We start from the raw sequence: 18,419 nt of genomic DNA on the forward strand, positions 1-18,419 counted from the left end.
ATCTCCTGGAGATATTTACATTTTAGTTACCCTATTTGGGATCAAAACCCAATAGGGTAACCTATAGGGTAACTAAAATATGCGTTTTTATGTGGTTTTTGACGATAGTCAGAAAAAGAAAAAACCCTGTAAACACTGATGTTTAAAGGGTTTTTGAAGTTTTATGTTTCTTTTGAAACATGCTTTCCGCGGAGAAAGAGGGATTCGAACCCCCGGACCTGTAACAGTCAACAGTTTTCAAGACTGCCGCATTCGACCGCTCTGCCATTTCTCCAGTCGCACAATCATTTGCTGATTGCGAGTGCAAATATAAGTACCTTTTTCGGTTTACAAAAACAATTTTGATAAAAAGTTTGGCTATTTTTTAGTACTCTTTTTAATTGTTTCATTTCCTTCGCTTTAGAGGTAATTTATTTTTTGTAAACAAATATAAATGTACCTAGTACGTTACGTATTCTGTGATTTCTAGGCCGTATCCTATCATTCCAACACGTTTTCCTTGTTCAGTATTAGATACTAATCGAATCTTAGAAATATCTATATCATGAAGAATTTGGGCGCCTATTCCAAAGTCCTTGCTGTCTATCTTAATTTTTGGTGCTTTTATTTCTCCTGCTGCCTGTAATATTTTTAGTTCAGCTAGACGATTCAATAAGTTTACCGACAACATGTCTTGATTAATAAAGATTATAGCGCCTTTTCCTTGTGTGTTAATTACCTTAAACATATCGTCCAATTGTTTATCTGCATTATTGGTCAAAGTTCCTAATAAATCATTATTTACTTGTGAAGAATGGATTCTCGTTAAAACGGAATCGCCTAAATTCCAAGTACCCTTGGTTAAAGCAATATGAATCTGTTTGTTGGTAGTTTGTTCATAGGCTCTAAGACGGAAAGTCCCAAAACGAGTTTCTATGTCGTAATCTTCTTTTTTGACAATCAGACTGTCATGTTGCATTCTGTAAGCAACAAGAGCTTCTATAGAAACCAATTTCAAATCGAATTTCTTAGCTACTTTTGCCAACTGAGGCAAACGCGCCATGGTACCGTCTTCATTCATTATTTCTACAATGACACCTGCGGATTTAAAACCTGCCAATCGAGCAAAGTCGATCGCTGCTTCTGTATGACCTGTTCTTCTTAGGACTCCCCCTTGTTTAGCAATCAATGGGAAAACATGTCCAGGTCTTGCTAAATCATGTGGTTTAGTATCTGAATTCACCAAAGATAAAACTGTTTTAGCTCTGTCCGCAGCAGAAATTCCAGTGGTTACGCCATTACCTCTTAAGTCAACGGAAACAGTAAAAGCAGTTTCCATAGGGTCTGTATTGTTGGTTACCATTACGTGTAGTCCCAATTCTTTACAACGGCTTTCAGTCAATGGGGCACAAATTAATCCGCGTCCATGAGTAGCCATAAAGTTGATCATTTCGGGTGTTACTTTCTCGGCTGCCGCCAAAAAATCTCCTTCATTTTCACGGTCCTCGTCGTCGACAACAATGATAATTTTCCCTTGTCGAATGTCTTCTATTGCTTCTTCAATAGTGTTAAGTTGTATTTTATTTGCGACCATGCTAATTGTTTATTTTTTGGATGGAAATAATTTTTTGAATAATTTTTTGATTGGAGCTAAAATAGCGTCCATATTTATTAATCCGATGTCATTTGTTGCTCTGTAAGTCAGCAGAATGGCTAATGGAGATAAAATAAAAGAAGACATCCATGAACCCATAAAAGGAGATAAACCGTTTTCTTGAGCTATTTTTTTTCCAAAAGTGTTTATAAAATGATACGAAATAAATATTAGAACGGCAAAAATAATGGGTAATCCAAGGCCGCCTTTCCGTATAATGGCGCCTAGAGGAGCGCCTATAAAAAACATCATAAAACAAGCGAATGCGATTACGAACTTATCGTAGAATGCCAGCAAATGATTGTTGATGTTTTTCTGTTTGTTATCTAGATTGACTTTTGTTGCGTCAATAGAATAGCCTGTACTGGTAACATTACTGCTTGCTATTTTTAAGATTTCTGATTTTTGTTCATTGGTGTACAATGATAATATGTTTGAAGGAAGCTTTTTTTGAGCTTTTTTAAGTTGTTTGTTGGCATAAACATTGTTTTGTGGTATTCCGGTCCTTAAATTTATGTTTTCAGAAAATGAAATGATTTCTGTTTTGAAATTTTTATCTAATGAATCAAGAGTATATTTCAATTCATTTACGGTCAACATAGTGTTAGTGTTATCAATATTCTGATCGTCAATATCTACCTTGTTTAGTTGAGATAAGTCAATATTGATGGTGTATTTTTTGAACGCACTTTTTGCAAATGGCAATTTATTGCGGTCTTCATATTTCTTGGGAACGAGGTCTTCATAATAATTACCATCATTTAACACTAATTGCAGAATGCTTGATTCTTCACTGCTAATCAGTTCCCCGTCTTTAGCTTTGATTACGGTCTTGCTTCCGTCACCAATGTTAGACTTTTTATGAATGGTAATACCCGTTAAGATATTGCCGTTAGCGCCCGATTTTTTATTGACTTTTATGTTGTAAAGTCCCACATCGCTAAACTGGCCTTCTGTTATGGCCATCGCTGGTTTGACCTGGGCAATGTTTTTCCTAAAGTTTATAAACTTATATTCCGCAAAGGGGATTACATTATTGGCAAAAAAGAAAGCCACTATGCTTAGTAACAGTATAAATACAGTAAGACCCCTCATGGCTCTTTGTAAAGAGATTCCAGAAGACTTCATGGCCGCAAACTCATAGTTTTCGGCTAGATTCCCGAAAGTCATTATTGATGCTAACAAAATGGATAGCGGTAATACCAAGGGGATTATTCGAGGCATCGAAAATAGTAAAAACTTGATTATTAGTGACATGTCCAAGTCTTTACCGGCTAGTTCGGCTATAAACAGCCAGACAGTCTGAAGTATGAATATAAAAAACAAGATTACAAATACCGTAGTAAATGTAATCAGGAATGTTTTTAATAAGTATTTGTCGAGAATTTTCACCTAATAATTTAATCTAATTTATTGATGTAGTAATTTGGATATTTACTCTCGGTAAAGGTAAATTGATTTTTTGACAAAGGCTGATTGGTTTTAAAAGAATTAACTGTTAAAGTAGTTTTTGTTCCTTTTTTTCCCATTTCTATTAAGTTGTAGATGTGCTTGGTTTGCACGTCTATACCCAAAAGAATTTCTTTCCTTTGATCTTTGGCATTGGTTGGAATCAATTTGATGTATTGTATTTTTCTTCCTCTTACGTCTTGCAGAATATCCATTGAATATCTGTATCCGCTATTAAAAAATGTTAACATTTTTGAGGGTGTAATTGTGTTGTCGTCTTTTTCGTTTAAACTTGATATTGATATTTCTTCATCTTCCGGCACAATGGTATAGGTTTTCTTGCCATCAAAAATTTTTGTGATCCCCATAAAATTCAAGACATATTGGTCGTCTTTCATAGTAACATTTCCTTTACTGTCTTGATTGATGTTTTCCTTTGCGTTATTCAAAGAGTATTTAAAATCGATTACTATATTGTTATAGCTTCTTACTTTTGAAGTTACCTGATCTAAAAGTGCTTTTGCCTTTTTATCTTGTGCCTGTGTCGAAAAGCTAAAAAGAAGAATAAAGCTAATTAGAATTAATTTTTTCATGTTATAAATTGTTTTGTTCATTTTTAAAAAATTGATCAAGAGAACTCATGTCTTGGATGTTTACCCCACGTGCTTTGCTTCCTTCAAAAGGTCCTACAATTCCGGCTGCTTCAAGTTGGTCAATTAGGCGACCAGCTCTGTTGTAACCTAATTTTAGTTTTCTTTGTAACAATGATGCTGAACCTTGTTGTGCGTTAACTATTACCTCGGCTGCTTCTCTAAACAAAGTATCTCTTTCGGATATATCTGTATCAAGAGTAGTGCCACTTTCTTCTCCCACAAACTCGGGAAGCACGTAAGCAGTTTCATATGCTTTTTGAGAACCGATGAAATCAGTAATTTTTTCAACTTCTGGAGTATCTATAAAAGCACATTGTACACGCACTACATCATTACCATTAGTATATAGCATATCGCCGCGTCCTATTAATTGGTCGGCGCCTGCGGTATCCAAAATAGTTCGAGAATCAATTTTTGAGGTTACCCTAAAGGCTATTCTAGCAGGGAAGTTGGCTTTGATTAAACCCGTAATGACATTTACTGAAGGTCTTTGTGTCGCAATTATCAAATGTATTCCTATGGCACGGGCCAATTGGGCTAAGCGCGCAATGGGAACTTCCACCTCTTTACCAGCGGTCATAATCAAATCTGCAAACTCATCAACCACTAATACTATATAAGGCAAGAACCGGTGCCCATTGTCCGGATTCAGTTTTCGAGCCTTAAACTTGTCGTTGTATTCTTTTATGTTTCGCACCATCGCATCTTTTAACAACGAGTAACGGTTGTCCATTTCTACGCATAACGAATTCAAGGTATTTACTACCTTGGCATTATCAGTAAGAATCGCATCCTCTGTATCAGGAAGTTTGGCTAAATAATGTCTTTCAATTTTATTGAAAAGTGTCAGTTCTACCTTTTTAGGATCAACCAGAACAAATTTAACCTCTGCAGGGTGTTTCTTGTAAAGTAAAGAAGTTAAAACCGCGTTTAGACCAACAGATTTCCCCTGACCGGTAGCTCCAGCCATCAACAAATGGGGCATTTTAGCTAAATCGACAACAAAGGTTTCATTCGAAATTGTTTTTCCCAAAGCGATCGGCAATTCCATTTCAGCTTCTTGAAACTTGGCTGATCCGATAACACTTTTCATAGAAACCATAGAAGGGTTTTTATTGGGAACTTCTATTCCGATTGTTCCTTTCCCTGGAATAGGGGCGATGATACGGATTCCTAATGCAGAAAGCGAAAGTGCTATATCATCCTCAAGATTCTTGATTTTAGAAATGCGTATTCCCGCTTCAGGGACAATTTCATATAAGGTTACCGATGGTCCAACGGTCGCTTTTATTTGGGCAATTTCAATTTTATAGTTGCGAAGGGTATCAACAATCCTATTTTTGTTTTCTTCGAGTTCTTCTTGGTTGATAGTAATTCCGCCGGTAGAATAGTCTTTCAGTAAATCAATTGTGGGGTATTTGTAATTGGATAAATCCAAAGTAGGATCAAATAGTCCAAAATCAGCAACGAGTCTTGATGCTAAATTTTCTTCAATAATCTCTTCTTCTGGCGCAGTTTCAATCACAAAATTATCGTCAGCATTAGAGTTATTATCCTCAGCAGCAACTTCCATAGCTGTTGGCTTGGGGTTTGGAGTCAAGTTGATTTCGGATGATTTTGAGATGGTGGGCTTCAGTGATTCCCTGTCTACTTCAAATTGAGAAGATTTTGGTTTTAAAGGACTATCTTCAAGCTCCTTTTCTTCGCTTATCGCGAATTCCTCTAAATTGTAGGAAGCTGCGCTTTTTACGCTTCTATTTGAATTCAAATCTGATTTGATTTCATTTTTGGTATTTTCGAAAAAAGATTGGATTCTTTCTGGAGATAGTTTTATTTTAAACATTACATAAACAATAAGTCCAAAAAACAGTACTAATAAAGTTCCGGTTTTTCCGATATAATCCTGCAAGAACAAATTTAGTTCATAACCTACAGTACCACCTAATTCAGGTAATGAGGTAGCAAAAAATCCGAATAAAACAGATATGATTATTAAAGCGAATAAATCCCAGAACCAGATGCCTTTTAGTTTTTTTGAAGAAATGCCCAGAATCATAAACATTCCCGTCAGGAAAAACAATCGCACGAAAAGGAAAGAAGCCAGTCCAAAGCCTTTGTAAACTATTATGTCCGCCAGAAAGGCCCCAAACTTACCTAACCAGTTTTGAACGGTTTCGGTTCTATCGGTCAATTCGGCTACGGCACTTTGATCTGCTTGTCCGTGAATGTAAAAGGATATAAATGCAACCAATAAAGCGACGGAAAATAAGATAAGTAGACTCCCCAAAACAATTTTATGCTGTTTTGTTATTTCCCAAGATGTTCCTACTTTAGTTTTAGAATTTGTTTTCTTGTCTAAAGGTTCCTTTTTTGTTGTTTTCGCCATTCTTGATTGTGCTAATTACCTATGAAAATTTTGGAATGTAAATGATTAAGCCTATAATTACTGCAGTTATAGCGGCGAAAAGAACTGCTCCGGCGGCAATATCTTTTATAAAGCCAATTTTTTCATCGTAATTGGGATGAATAAAATCGGCTATTTTTTCTACAGCGGTGTTCAGTCCTTCAATGCTCATTACTAATCCGATAGCCATCGTTTGAAAAAGCCACTCGGTTTTAGTAATTCCAAAATAAAAACCAGCAATGGTCAACAAAATTCCAATTGAAAATTGCACCATAATACTGTGTTCAGTAGTGATTAATTTTACAGCTCCTTTAAAAGCAAAGGATACACTTTTTAATCTCCCCGTAAAAAAAGCATTGTCTTTTTGAAATCCCATTAATTTGTTGTTATAATGCAGCTAATGCAGCTTCATAATTTGGTTCATCTGCAATTTCTGGCACCTGTTCTACGTAGGTAATTATTCCATTTGCATCTGCTACAATAAGGACTCTTGAATGTAATCCGGCTAAGGGACCATCAACGATTTCCAAACCATTTTTTTTTCCAAAGTCTCCTTCTTGAAAATCAGATAGGTTAACTACGTTTTCAAGTCCTTCAGCGCCGCAAAAGCGTTTTTGTGCAAAAGGTAAATCTCTTGAAATGCATAATACTGCAGTGTTATCCAAATTCCCCGCACTTTCATTAAATTTTCTGACTGATGCGGCACAAGTTCCAGTGTCAACACTTGGAAATATATTTAAGATCAATTTCTTACCCGAAAAATTGCTTAATGACGCAACGGAAAGGTCGTTTTGTATTAATTTGAAGTCCGCTAGTTGCGAGCCTACTTTTGGTAATTCACCTGAAGTGTTTATTGGATTTCCGCCTAATGTTATTGAAGCCATTTTTTTTTGTTTTTTGTTAAGGTTCAAAAGTATGAAAATTATTTAAGATTCACTCCTGAAAGTTCTGTATAAGTTGGATACTTTAGAACCGGCCTCGAACCGTTGCAAACCAATTCTTTTTTAATGAATCTGCTTTAGACGCAAAAAAAAAACGCAGCTATTTCTAAGTGCGTTTATTCTAGAACTGTAATAAAATTTAGTTTTTACTTGTCGATGGAACCCAAAACACGTTTCATAAAACTATTTAAAGCTTCCTTTTTATCCGTTCCGTTTTTGACCATTTTATGTACCTCCAATGCACCATACATATTTGAGATCAATTCTCCGATAACATCTAATTCTTCATCTTTTAAAGAAGGAATTTCAGTCATCGCTTCCAGAACATCTATTGTTTCAATGATGTAATCCTGGTCGTTTTCTTCTATGAATTGCGTTAAGTGTTTAATTACCGGTAATTTCATATTTTTTACTTTAAAGTTTTAAAAGTTTAAGGTTTTTAACTGCTTGAGAATTCTGCTTTTAGTTTAAAATTAAAATTGTTGGTAAAGCCAGTCTACTTTAAACTTTAAATAAGAAAAATTAAATAATTTCATTCACTAATTCAACTAGCACTTCTTGCTTATTTGTTTGCGTCTCATTTACCAACTTTCCATTCACGAAAGTGGCAAAAGTAGGAAGGTTACTCACATTAGCTAGTTTTCTCGATTCAGGAGAGTTTTCAGCATCAATAAGTACAAAAGCAATTGCTTCGTTCTCTGAAGCTAATCTTTTAAATTTTGGTTTCATTATTCTACAATTCCCGCACCAAGATGCTGAAAATTGAACAACGACCTTATCATTCTGTGATATTAAATCGCCTAAAGTATCTTCGGTTAAATCTATTAACATTTGTTTTTATTTTTTTGGTTGCAATGGTTCAGAGGAACAAAATTGCAAAGGTTTTTAAAAAGAGTCAAAGAGATAAAGTTGCAAAGGCATTGGTAAAAAAGACTAATCGTTAAAAGCCAAGCCTTTCTATCTACAGACCTCTGCAACTTTGACCTCATAAGAAATTAGTTTAAGCTCAAGTACTCAGCGGTACTTTGTCTGTCGGCACTCATTGCTTCTTTTCCAGCTTCCCAATTAGCAGGACAAACTTCTCCTTTTTCTTGAATATGAGTATAAGCATCCACCATACGCAAGTATTCGTTGACGTTACGGCCTAATGGCATATCGTTAACACTTTCGTGGAAAATTTTTCCAGTTTCGTCAATCAAATAAGTGGCTCTAAAAGTAACGTTAGATCCTTCAATTATAATTGAATCTGTTTCTTCGCTATATTCAGTTGAATCAATATCAAGAATTCCTAAGATGTTCGATAAGTTTCTATTGGTGTCAGCAAGGATAGGGTAAGTAACGCCTTCGATTCCACCATTGTTTTTTGCAGTATTTAACCAAGCAAAGTGAACTTCATTCGTGTCACAAGAAGCACCAATTACTATGGTATTTCTTTTTTCAAATTCTGGTAAGGCCGCTTGAAAAGCATGAAGTTCTGTAGGACAAACAAAAGTAAAGTCTTTTGGATACCAAAACAAAAGAACCTTTTTGTTGTTTTTTGTAGCTTCTTCAAAAATGTTAATCTTCATGTTATCTCCCATTTCAGAGATAGCATCAACCGCAATACTTGGGAACTTTTTTCCTACTAATGACATAATTTATATATTTAATATTGATTTTTTGAAGCTGCAAAACTAATAGATAATGCAAATGTTATTGAAGCCAATATTATTGTATATTTTTATATGATTATAGGTTTTGATTATTATTAAAAACCCTACAATCATAACTATTTTTAAGTCATGGTTTTAGGGTTTATTTTAGATCGCTAATGTCTTTTATGTACTATTTTTTATCTGCTAATTGTCTTATTTTAATGTTGAACGCCGCGAAGATTAACGTCATAAACGGACTCATAAGATTAAAAAAAGCGTAAGGTAAATAATCAAGTGTTGAAACTCCTAACGTGCCCGACTGATAGGCGCCACAAGTGTTCCATGGAATCAATACTGAGGTTACTGTTCCAGCATCTTCTAATGTTCTACTTAAATTTTCTGGAGCAAGGCCTTTGTCTTCGTAGGCTTTTGCAAACATCTTACCTGGAACTACAATGGCTAAGTATTGATCTGAAGCGGTAATGTTTAAGGCCAGACAACTTCCCACTGTTGAAGCAAACAATCCAAAGGTAGTATGTGCCATCTTTAGAAGAGTCTGACTTATTCTGGATAAAGCGCCAATTGCATCCATAATTCCACCAAAAACCATCGCGCATATAATCAGCCAAATTGTTCCTAACATTTTTTGCATTCCGCCAGATGTGAATAGATCGGCGAGCGTTTTATTGTTGGTCGGTATCGCCACTTTGCCAGTAATTGCATCCATGACTCCTTTGTAACCTGATTCAAATGTCATTTGGTCGACACCAGCAATTTGATTGATGATATGGGGTTGAAAGAGGATCGCAAAAATAGCGGCTAATAATGTACCGATTAAAAGTGCAATTAAGGGTTCCGTTTTTTTAATGATTAAACCTATTACGATTACTGGCACCAGGAATAACCAGGGCGAAATCGTGAATGAAGCTTCAATATCAGATAAAAGACTAGCAATATCAACATTTCCATTTATTTCAACGGACAACCCTAAAAATATGAAGATAATCAAAGTGAAAAGGTAAGTTGGTATCGTCGTTAGGGTCATGTATCTGATGTGTGTAAACAAATCGGTACCGGCCATAGCAGGTGCAAGATTGGTTGTGTCCGACATTGGAGATAATTTATCTCCAAAATAGGCTCCAGAAATAACTGCTCCGGCTACCATTCCTAGATCAAAACCTAATGCTCCTCCAACACCTATTAAGGCTATCCCGACGGTGGCACTCGTTGTCCAAGAACTCCCTGTGGCGATAGAAATTATCGAACAGATAATCAAAGTGGCTGGTAAAAATATGGCTGGACTTAAAATCTGTAATCCGTAATATATCATCGAAGGAATTATTCCGCTCACTAACCAAGTTCCAGCTAAGGCGCCAACCATAAGTAATATAAGGATTGCACCAACTGTTGATTTTATGTTGTCAGCTACTTCTTCCATCATTTTTTCAAAGCTAACTTTATTGAAAAATCCCACGATAGCTGCAACGGACGCACCCAACAAAAGTACAAATTGGTTACTCCCACTCAAAGCTTCATCTCCATAAACTGCCACGTTGTAACCTAACATGGCTATAAGTGCCACGACGGGAATCAAAGCTTCCGTTATCGATAATTCTTTGTTTCTCTTTATATTGGTATCCATGCTATATCGTTTGAGTTTGCAATATAGATAAAAAACTGGGTAAAAGCCTAAAGTGATTTTTAGAGACAAATTATTTTGGAGCTCTATTTTGAGAAGAAAAACTGCTTTACAAAGCCAACTTTTGCAAGCTTATGAATTGATATTGAGATGGTTTTAATTTGGGGTTTTATTATTTTTACTACCATAAAATAAATATTAAACAGCAATAGTTGAAAGTATTTATTTTTAATACTTCTAAATTCCTTTGATATGTACCGGTAAAGTTCCCTTACAGAGAGAATTACTTAGTAATTGTATTGCAGCATTTTCTTGAAATTCAATAAAATCCTGATAGATTTGAACAATTCCGTCAGCTAACTCTAAATTAGGTATGATCTGTAATGCATATGGGGTTCCAAAAACATAAAGCACACATTTTTTTGATTTTAGTAAACGGTCTAATATTTCTAAAACTTCGGGCGCTAGTTCAAAATTATTCGTAGGTTTTGCTTTTGGAACGTACAAAGCAATTAATACGGTATCAAATAGCCTAAGATTTTGTTCCATATTAGTTACGGTTTGTTCCGCTATTTCGTCAACTGAAAATAATGTTGCGTTTAGTTCTGGGATCAGAGAATTAAAAAAGGGATTGTCGACACCTTTGTGAAGGCTCAGTAAGGCTAACTTTTCGTTTTTAGAAGCTTCAAGAATCAGGGAGGTACTGCCGTTGTCTTTTATTTTAGTGATGCTACTTCGTGCTATTTTGCGATTCAGAAGGGATGCTGTTTCAAAATCCAGTTTTACGATCTCATCCTGTTGGCCTTCGAGAATTCCTACTTTCTGTTTGCACTTCATCAAACGGGAATAACTGGCTTCAATGCGCTGTGGAGTGGCGTTTTTTAAAATTTCCTGAATGCCTTCGCGCACATTTTCCGCAAAGCACAACACGTCATTTCCAGCATTGAAAGCTTCCCACTCCAACTCTCCTCTTTTGTCGTAAAGTTTGGAAACGCTATGCATATTCAGCGCATCTGAAATCACCAATCCGTTATATCCCAATCGCTTTCGCAAAAGCTCTTCAATAATGGATTTCGATAAGCTGGCGGAGGTATCTTTTCCTTCATTTAAAGCGGGAACAGCAAGATGTCCAATCATAATGGAGTCGACATTGTTTTCAATTCCTTTGATGAAGGGATATAATTCGTTTTCTAATAGTTGTTCTAGGTTTTCCTCTAAAACGGGCAAACCCAAATGGGAGTCCACATTAGTATTCCCGTGACCAGGAAAATGTTTTAAGCAGCCCAAAACTCCCACATCACTCATTCCTCTTAAATATTCGAGGGCAAAACGGGCTACTTTTTCCTTGTTTTCACCAAAAGAACGATATCCGATAACGGGATTATTTGGATTGTTGTTGATGTCCGCCAGTGGTGCCAAATTATAATTAATCCCTGCCGATTTTAGGTCTAAGCCTATTTGTTTTCCTAGTTCATAAACCAAATGGGATTCACTCTCTGGCAGAGCCCCTAGGGTGATGGCATATGGATATTGGGGTGTTTTTTCGACACGCATTGCCAATCCCCACTCGGCATCAATACTCATCAACAAAGGAATAGAGGCACAGCTTTGGTAACGTACAATCAGTCCTTTCAGACGCTGATAACTGTCATCGTTGAAAACAATTTTTTTTTTGGTTTCGTAATTCGTCGCGGCGCTGGCTCTGCTGTGAAAAAAAGTGAGCCCGCCTATGTTATGTCGCCTGATCAATTCTTCTGTCGCCTGAATGTTTTCTTCAGTGTCTTTTATAAAAACGGCTGGAAAAAAGAATTGCCCTATTTTTTGTTCTAATGTCATAAGTTTTATTTTTACCCGTGTAAGAAAAACTAGTAACTTTTCATGAAACTTACATGTTAATCAGTCTTTTTACCGAAAGCAGCTGGGTATATTAAGAAACGAGATAGTATCAATCCAGGAATTGTCGCTAGGAAAACCCAGATAAAGAAGTTTACATACCCTAAGTATTCTTGAATAAAGCCACTTAACATTCCTGGTAGCATCATCCCTAAAGCCATAAAACCGGTTGCAATGGAGTAGTGGGAGGTTTTTGATTCGCCTTCGGCCACGTAAATTAAATACATCATGAATGCTGCGAAACCAAAACCATAACCAAATTGTTCTGCAATTACGGTAATATATATAAAGTAAATGGAAACAGGATGAAAATGGGCTAGCAATATAAACCCAATTATAGGTAAATGCATCGTTAAAATCATGGGTAACATCCATTTACCAAGCCCATCACGAGAAATAGCAATGCCGCCAATGATTCCTCCAATTGTCAATGAAATTAGACCAACAGTCCCATAAACTATTCCGATTTGCTGGGTAGTTAAACCCATACCACCGAGTCCTTTTTCATCAAGAAGAAAGGGGGTTAGCATTTTTAGTAATTGTGATTCCCCCAATCTAAATAATAAGATGAATGCTAAAACAATTCCAATTTGCTTTTTTTGGAAAAAACTGGAAAAAACTGCTCCAAAATTTACTTTTGGTGTTATTGCTGTATCGGTGTTTTTTGCTTCAACTTTTGGAGTAGAAAAATAGTTGTAAAGTGTAATTATTGACATAATTAAACCCACAATAATCATGGTGTAAGACCAAGCTTTCTGTTTGTCTCCATATTCCTGCTCTAGAAAGCCAGCAATAAATACGATTAATCCATTTCCAGTAAGCATGGAAAGTCGGTAGAATGTGCTCCGTATTCCCAGAAAAAAAGATTGTTGTTCTTTCTCCAAAGCCAACATATAAAAACCGTCACTCGCAACATCATTGGATGCTGATGCAAAAGCGGCAATCCAAAAGACAGCCAAACTTATAACGAAAAAATTATTCATCGGAAGGGTCAAACCGACCAATAAAAAAGCAATTGAAATAACTAATTGCATGGCTAAAAACCACTTTCTTTTTGTTGAATAGAGATCAATAAAAGGACTCCACAATGGTTTTATGACCCAAGGAAGATACAATAAACTGGTGTAAATACCAATGTCCTCATTATTGATTCCTAGGCTTTTGTACATTATTACCGAAACTGAAATAATAATAGCGTAAGGTAGTCCGGAGGCAAAGTTTAAAAATGGTATCCAATACCAGGGTCTATTGTCTGTTTTCATTATTTAGAGAACTTTTGATTGTTTTAGTTTCAGTTGGTGTTTCTAATAAAGCAGCTGCACTTTCATTGCCGTAGAAATCAATAAATGAAAGGGCGTAGTTTGTGTTTTTGTCTGAATTGTTTTTTTTGATAGCTATAGATATGCTGTCTTTTTTTTCCTTGAAAGCGATCTTGTCCATAATTTGACTTGGGTCGTTCACGTTGATTTTTTCGGAGTTCTTAGCGGCATAAACCAAAACGTAACGTATTTTGCTTTTCAGTGGATAGTTAACGGTATAGGTTGTAGAATCATTGTTATCAGTGACTTTGCAAACGGTAGGTACATCCATTACTATTTTCCTAGAATTTGGAACCACATAGGGAAGTGCCGGGTATTTGTATTGATTATCCATAAGCAATTGAGTAACAGCTTTGTTTCTGTTAATGAATGATTTGGCACTAAAAAAGGCATTTCCACCGATATTTTTGTAGGAGCGGGTTATGTCGATCTGGGTTGGTATTTCAGAAGGAATGTTCCATCTTTTGTCGGAATCGGTATTGATTTTATAACTGCCGTTTCCGATGTAGACTGCCGTATTTATTGAATTTTCAGCCCACCATTTTAATAGCTTTGTGTACGAAGCAGTGCGATGATCCATACTCCAGTACAATTGCGGCAGAATATAGTCAACCCAACTATTTTCCATCCATGCCATCGGATCGGCAAATAAATCATCGTAATTTGTTTGCCCAGAATTGGTATCTGAGCCTTTTGGATCAACTGATTTGTTACGCCAAACTCCAAAAGGGCTTATTCCAAATTGAACCCACGGCTTAATTTTTTTTATGGAATAGGAACAGTATTTGACGAAGTTATTGACGTTGTAACGTCTCCAATCAGCTAAACTCATACCAGCACCATATTTCTTGAAGGATTCGGAATCGTTAAACTCTTCTCCCTTTACCTTATAAGGATAAAAATAATCATCAAAATGAATGGCATCAATATCATAATTTTTCACCACCTCGTCAACAACAACAATCAAATGGGTCTGTACGTCAGGTAAAGCAGGGTTATAGTAGTATTTTCCACCATATTTAATCATCCATTCTGGGTGTTCGTAGAAATCGTGCGTTGGACTTAAAACGGCCGTGTTCAAATCCATGGTCGCACGATAAGGGTTTAACCAAGCATGGAATTCAAAACCTCTAGCATGAGTTTCTGTAATCATCCATTCTAATGGATCATAATAAGGGCTTGGCGCCTGACCTTCTTTTCCAGTTAAATACTTAGACCAAGGAGCTAATTTAGAAGGATAGAACGCATCACCTACACTCCTGATTTGGACAATCACGGCATTATAGTTTAGTTTTTTGTAAGTATCTAAAATTTCAATAAAATCTGCTTTTTGCTTTTCAATAAGATCAGTACCCGTTTTTGGCCAGTCAATATTCACAACCGTGGCTATCCAGACTGCTCTGAATTCACTTTTTGGATGCGTAGGGCTTTCTTGCGATGTCACCTGCGAAAACGACAATAGAAAAATTGAAATCAGCAGTACTATGGAGTTGTTTCGGTTCATTATTGATACGTTTTTATAGAGTTCAAAAATAGTTTTTTTAGCGAAGTTTAAAAGACAAAACAGTATTAAAATTCTTCTACGCTTTATAATTAAAATTTCTTTGCAAAATATTTCTAGAAAAGTTTTGACTAAAATTCAAAGGCGATAAAAAGCCTCTGCTCTTTTCGTGATACTTTCTTGCTTCAATTATTAAATAGTGATGTACTATATAATTATATTTGTCAAATTATACTGTAAGCCAGTTTTTCTAAATACACTCAATAATATTTTATTGCCCATGCCCAACTCTGATCAATTAAAGCAGTTATCCGAATCATTAGAAGGAACACTTTTATACGATGATCTTCATAAAACGCTCTATGCTACCGATGCTTCTGCATATCGGATAATGCCCGTCGCTGTGGCTTTGCCTAAAACGAATGAAGATATAGTCAAGTTGATCCGTTTTGCTGAAAAGCATAAAATTTCGCTGACCCCAAGAACAGCAGGGACTTCCTTGGCGGGGCAAACTGTGGGGGATGGCATCATAGTCGATGTGTCTAAACATTTTACAAATATTGTCTCATTCGATAGCGAAAAAAAAACAATAACGGTTCAGCCTGGTGTAATACGGGATGAATTGAATTTGTATTTAAAACCGTATAGTTTGTTTTTTGGTCCCAATACTTCCACCTCGAGCCGCTGCATGATAGGAGGAATGGTAGGAAATAATTCATCTGGAACTACTTCAATACGTTACGGGGTAACCCGTGATAAAATTGTCGAGATTAAAGCCGTTTTGAGTGATGGCACTCAACTGGTTTTTGGGGAATTGACTTCGGCTGAATTTATTGAAAAGACAAAAGGGAACAGCCTTGAAAACAGCATTTATAGAAAGTTATTCGAAGAACTGTCCGTCTCTGTGACACAGGAAGAAATTAAAAAGGAATTCCCTAAACCCGAAATCCATCGAAGAAATACAGGTTATGCAGTTGATATTTTATTAAAATCGGATTTGTTTTCAGGAAATGAACCTACAATAAATGTGGGGAAATTACTTTGCGGAAGTGAAGGTACTCTAGCTTTTACGACTGAAGTTACTCTGAAGGTGGATGATTTACCGCCCACAAATAATGTGATGGTAGTAGCCCATTTTCATAGTATCCAAGAAAGTTTGGAAGCGGTAGTGACCGCAATGAAACATCATTTGTACACTTGTGAAATGATGGATGATACCATTTTGAATTGTACAAAAACCAACAGAGAACAAGCTAAAAACCGATTCTTTATTCAAGGAGACCCGAAGGCTGTGATTATGATGGAAGTCGCGTCATACCTGAGCATGGAAGATGCCGAGCAGCAAGCGAATGCTTTGATAGCAGATCTTGAAAACAATAACTTTGGGTACGCATTACCTAAAATTTATGGTGCTGATATCGATAAAATAAACGAATTGCGCAAAGCGGGTCTTGGTCTTTTAGGAAGTATTGTTGGCGATGATAAAGCAGCCGATTCGATTGAAGATACGGCGGTTGAACTGAGTGATTTGCCGAATTATATTGCCGACTTTTCTGCCATGATGAAAAAACACGGTCAGGATGCTATTTATTATGCGCATGCAGGAGCAGGAGAAATCCATCTGCGTCCTATATTAAACTTAAAAACAAAAGATGGACTGTATCAGTTTAGAGCGATCGCAACAGAAGTAGCTATTTTAGTCAAAAAATATAGAGGTTCATTGAGCGGGGAACATGGGGACGGAATCGTTCGAGGGGAGTTTTTGCCGTTTATGATTGGCGATAAAAACTACGAGTTGTTAAAACGCATCAAATTGGCTTTCGACCCTAATTCGGTTTTGAATATAGGGAAAATTGTCAATGCCTTAAAAATGGATGAAAACCTGCGTTTTGAAGCTGGAAGAATTGAGCCAGAGATCAAAACCATTCAGGATTTTTCGGATAGTTTGGGAATTTTACGTGCAGCCGAAAAATGCAACGGTTCCGGTGATTGTAGAAAACCAACTTCGGCCGGTGGTACAATGTGTCCTAGTTACAAAGCCACTCGAAACGAGAAAGATACTACTCGAGCTCGCGCCAATGCGCTAAGAGAATATTTGACCCACTCTGAAAAAGAGAATAAATTCAACCACAAAGAACTCTATGAAGTTTTTGAATTGTGCATTAGTTGTAAAGCCTGCGCAAGTGAATGTCCCAGCAATGTAGATGTGGCATCATTAAAATCAGAGTTTTTATACCAATATCAAAAAGCAAATGGTTTTTCGATCCGAAATAAAATCTTTGCTCATAATGCCAAACTGAATAAACTGGGAAGTATAGTTCCAGAAATTACAAATTTTATTGTAAACCAATCTTTTGTCAAGAAAGCAATGGGTATAGCTTCAAAACGAGAAGTCCCTTTATTAGCTGCCAAGTCATTTAGAAAATGGTATGAAGCGAATAAGCCCCAATCTGAAAAACGAGGCTTCCCCAATGGAAAAGTATATTTGTTTTGTGACGAGTTTACAAATTATTATGATGTTCAGGTGGGGATCGATGCTTTCGAATTGTTGACAAAATTGGGTTATGAAGTTTTAGTTGTTGATCATGAAGAAAGTGGAAGGGCCTATATTTCTAAGGGTTTTCTTGAAGAAGCTAAGGCTATTGCTAATAAAAACGTTTCGATTTTTGCTGCTATTGTATCTGGCGATATTCCATTGATTGGAATAGAGCCCTCAGCAATCTTGACTTTTAGGGATGAATACATTAGGTTGGCGGATGATAAAGAAAGTGCCGAAGAATTGGCCAAAAATGTCTTTACGGTTGAAGAATTTTTCAAAAATGAAATTGCCAGGAACAAGATCCATTCGGGACAATTTTCGAATGCCGAAATGCAAATAAAAATCCACGGACATTGTCATCAAAAATCATTGAGTTCTGTTGAGGCGACCTTTGCGATGCTAAATCTACCTACAAATAATAAAGTGACTATCTATAATTCGGGTTGTTGCGGAATGGCAGGCTCTTTTGGTTATGAAACGGAACATTACGAAATCAGTATGCAAATGGGCGAGGATACTCTATTTCCAAAAATTAGGACAACAGATGAAGCTGCATTTATCGCAGCAGCAGGGACAAGCTGTCGCCATCAAATTTTTGATGGTACAAGCAGAAAAGCACAACATCCAGTAACTATTTTGAGAAAGTGTTTGAAATAGGGAGTTTGAAAGCCTAAGTTCAATATTAATACTATTTTTTTTGGGTGGAATTTTAATTATGATTTTTTACTACATAACTAGTTTTTCAGTTTCTTTGGGTCCAATTTCGAGAGGATCAATCTCTGTTTTTTGAACTATAGATTTTCATTGATTCTTA

Annotated in this window: 14 protein-coding genes and 1 tRNA gene; 1 reads left to right on the top strand and 14 read right to left on the bottom strand. The window is 36.3% G+C overall.

What is annotated here, in order from left to right; all coding sequences use genetic code 11:
- Nucleotides 1-189 precede the first annotated feature (189 nt).
- The 14 genes from ACEN2H_RS12975 to ACEN2H_RS13040 form a co-directional block, all read right to left on the bottom strand.
- A tRNA-Ser gene (locus tag ACEN2H_RS12975) sits at nucleotides 190-274 on the bottom strand.
- A gap of 165 nt (nucleotides 275-439) precedes the next feature.
- The gene (ribB, locus tag ACEN2H_RS12980) at nucleotides 440-1,573 is read right to left on the bottom strand and encodes a 3,4-dihydroxy-2-butanone-4-phosphate synthase (RefSeq protein ID WP_441733025.1); all 1,134 of its coding nucleotides are present in this window, start codon (nucleotides 1,571-1,573) and stop codon (nucleotides 440-442) included.
- A gap of 9 nt (nucleotides 1,574-1,582) precedes the next feature.
- Complete coding sequence (locus ACEN2H_RS12985) at nucleotides 1,583-3,025, bottom strand: LptF/LptG family permease (RefSeq protein ID WP_441733027.1); 1,443 nt, start codon at nucleotides 3,023-3,025, stop codon at nucleotides 1,583-1,585.
- A gap of 8 nt (nucleotides 3,026-3,033) precedes the next feature.
- Complete coding sequence (locus tag ACEN2H_RS12990; protein WP_441733029.1) at nucleotides 3,034-3,675, bottom strand: LolA family protein; 642 nt, start codon at nucleotides 3,673-3,675, stop codon at nucleotides 3,034-3,036.
- A gap of 1 nt (nucleotide 3,676) precedes the next feature.
- Complete coding sequence (locus ACEN2H_RS12995) at nucleotides 3,677-6,121, bottom strand: DNA translocase FtsK (protein ID WP_441733031.1); 2,445 nt, start codon at nucleotides 6,119-6,121, stop codon at nucleotides 3,677-3,679.
- A 19-nt stretch (nucleotides 6,122-6,140) separates the two neighbouring features.
- Nucleotides 6,141-6,515: a diacylglycerol kinase family protein gene (locus ACEN2H_RS13000; RefSeq protein WP_441733033.1), complete on the bottom strand. Its 375-nt coding sequence runs from the start codon at nucleotides 6,513-6,515 to the stop codon at nucleotides 6,141-6,143.
- A gap of 10 nt (nucleotides 6,516-6,525) precedes the next feature.
- Entirely contained in the window at nucleotides 6,526-7,023 is a 498-nt protein-coding gene (gene tpx / locus ACEN2H_RS13005; protein WP_441733035.1) for a thiol peroxidase, read from the bottom strand.
- Between the two features lie 203 nt (nucleotides 7,024-7,226).
- A complete protein-coding gene (locus tag ACEN2H_RS13010) occupies nucleotides 7,227-7,484 on the bottom strand; it encodes a DUF6952 family protein (protein ID WP_441733037.1) in 258 nt (85 codons plus the stop codon).
- A 118-nt stretch (nucleotides 7,485-7,602) separates the two neighbouring features.
- Nucleotides 7,603-7,911, bottom strand: a complete 309-nt coding sequence (locus ACEN2H_RS13015; protein ID WP_441733039.1) for a thioredoxin family protein — start codon at nucleotides 7,909-7,911, stop codon at nucleotides 7,603-7,605.
- A gap of 164 nt (nucleotides 7,912-8,075) precedes the next feature.
- Nucleotides 8,076-8,714 carry a peroxiredoxin gene (locus ACEN2H_RS13020; protein ID WP_441733041.1) on the bottom strand — a complete coding sequence of 213 codons (639 nt, stop codon included), beginning with the start codon at nucleotides 8,712-8,714 and terminating at the stop codon, nucleotides 8,076-8,078.
- A gap of 190 nt (nucleotides 8,715-8,904) precedes the next feature.
- The gene (gene nhaC / locus ACEN2H_RS13025; protein ID WP_441733043.1) at nucleotides 8,905-10,356 is read right to left on the bottom strand and encodes a Na+/H+ antiporter NhaC; all 1,452 of its coding nucleotides are present in this window, start codon (nucleotides 10,354-10,356) and stop codon (nucleotides 8,905-8,907) included.
- A 234-nt stretch (nucleotides 10,357-10,590) separates the two neighbouring features.
- On the bottom strand, nucleotides 10,591-12,189 hold the full coding sequence (locus ACEN2H_RS13030) for a glycoside hydrolase family 3 protein (RefSeq protein WP_441733045.1): 1,599 nt from the start codon (nucleotides 12,187-12,189) through the stop codon (nucleotides 10,591-10,593).
- Between the two features lie 56 nt (nucleotides 12,190-12,245).
- Entirely contained in the window at nucleotides 12,246-13,508 is a 1,263-nt protein-coding gene (locus tag ACEN2H_RS13035) for an MFS transporter (protein ID WP_441733047.1), read from the bottom strand.
- Complete coding sequence (locus ACEN2H_RS13040) at nucleotides 13,492-15,069, bottom strand: glycoside hydrolase family 10 protein (protein ID WP_441733048.1); 1,578 nt, start codon at nucleotides 15,067-15,069, stop codon at nucleotides 13,492-13,494. Before ACEN2H_RS13040 ends, ACEN2H_RS13035 begins: the two co-directional genes overlap by 17 nt.
- 277 nt (nucleotides 15,070-15,346) lie before the next feature.
- On the opposite strand from ACEN2H_RS13040, the gene ACEN2H_RS13045 reads away from it, so the two are divergent.
- A complete protein-coding gene (locus tag ACEN2H_RS13045; RefSeq protein WP_441733050.1) occupies nucleotides 15,347-18,262 on the top strand; it encodes an FAD-binding and (Fe-S)-binding domain-containing protein in 2,916 nt (971 codons plus the stop codon).
- Nucleotides 18,263-18,419: the final 157 nt, after the last annotated feature.

The organism is Flavobacterium sp. W22_SRS_FP1 (assembly GCF_052113685.1).
Taxonomy (GTDB): Bacteria; Bacteroidota; Bacteroidia; order Flavobacteriales; family Flavobacteriaceae; genus Flavobacterium.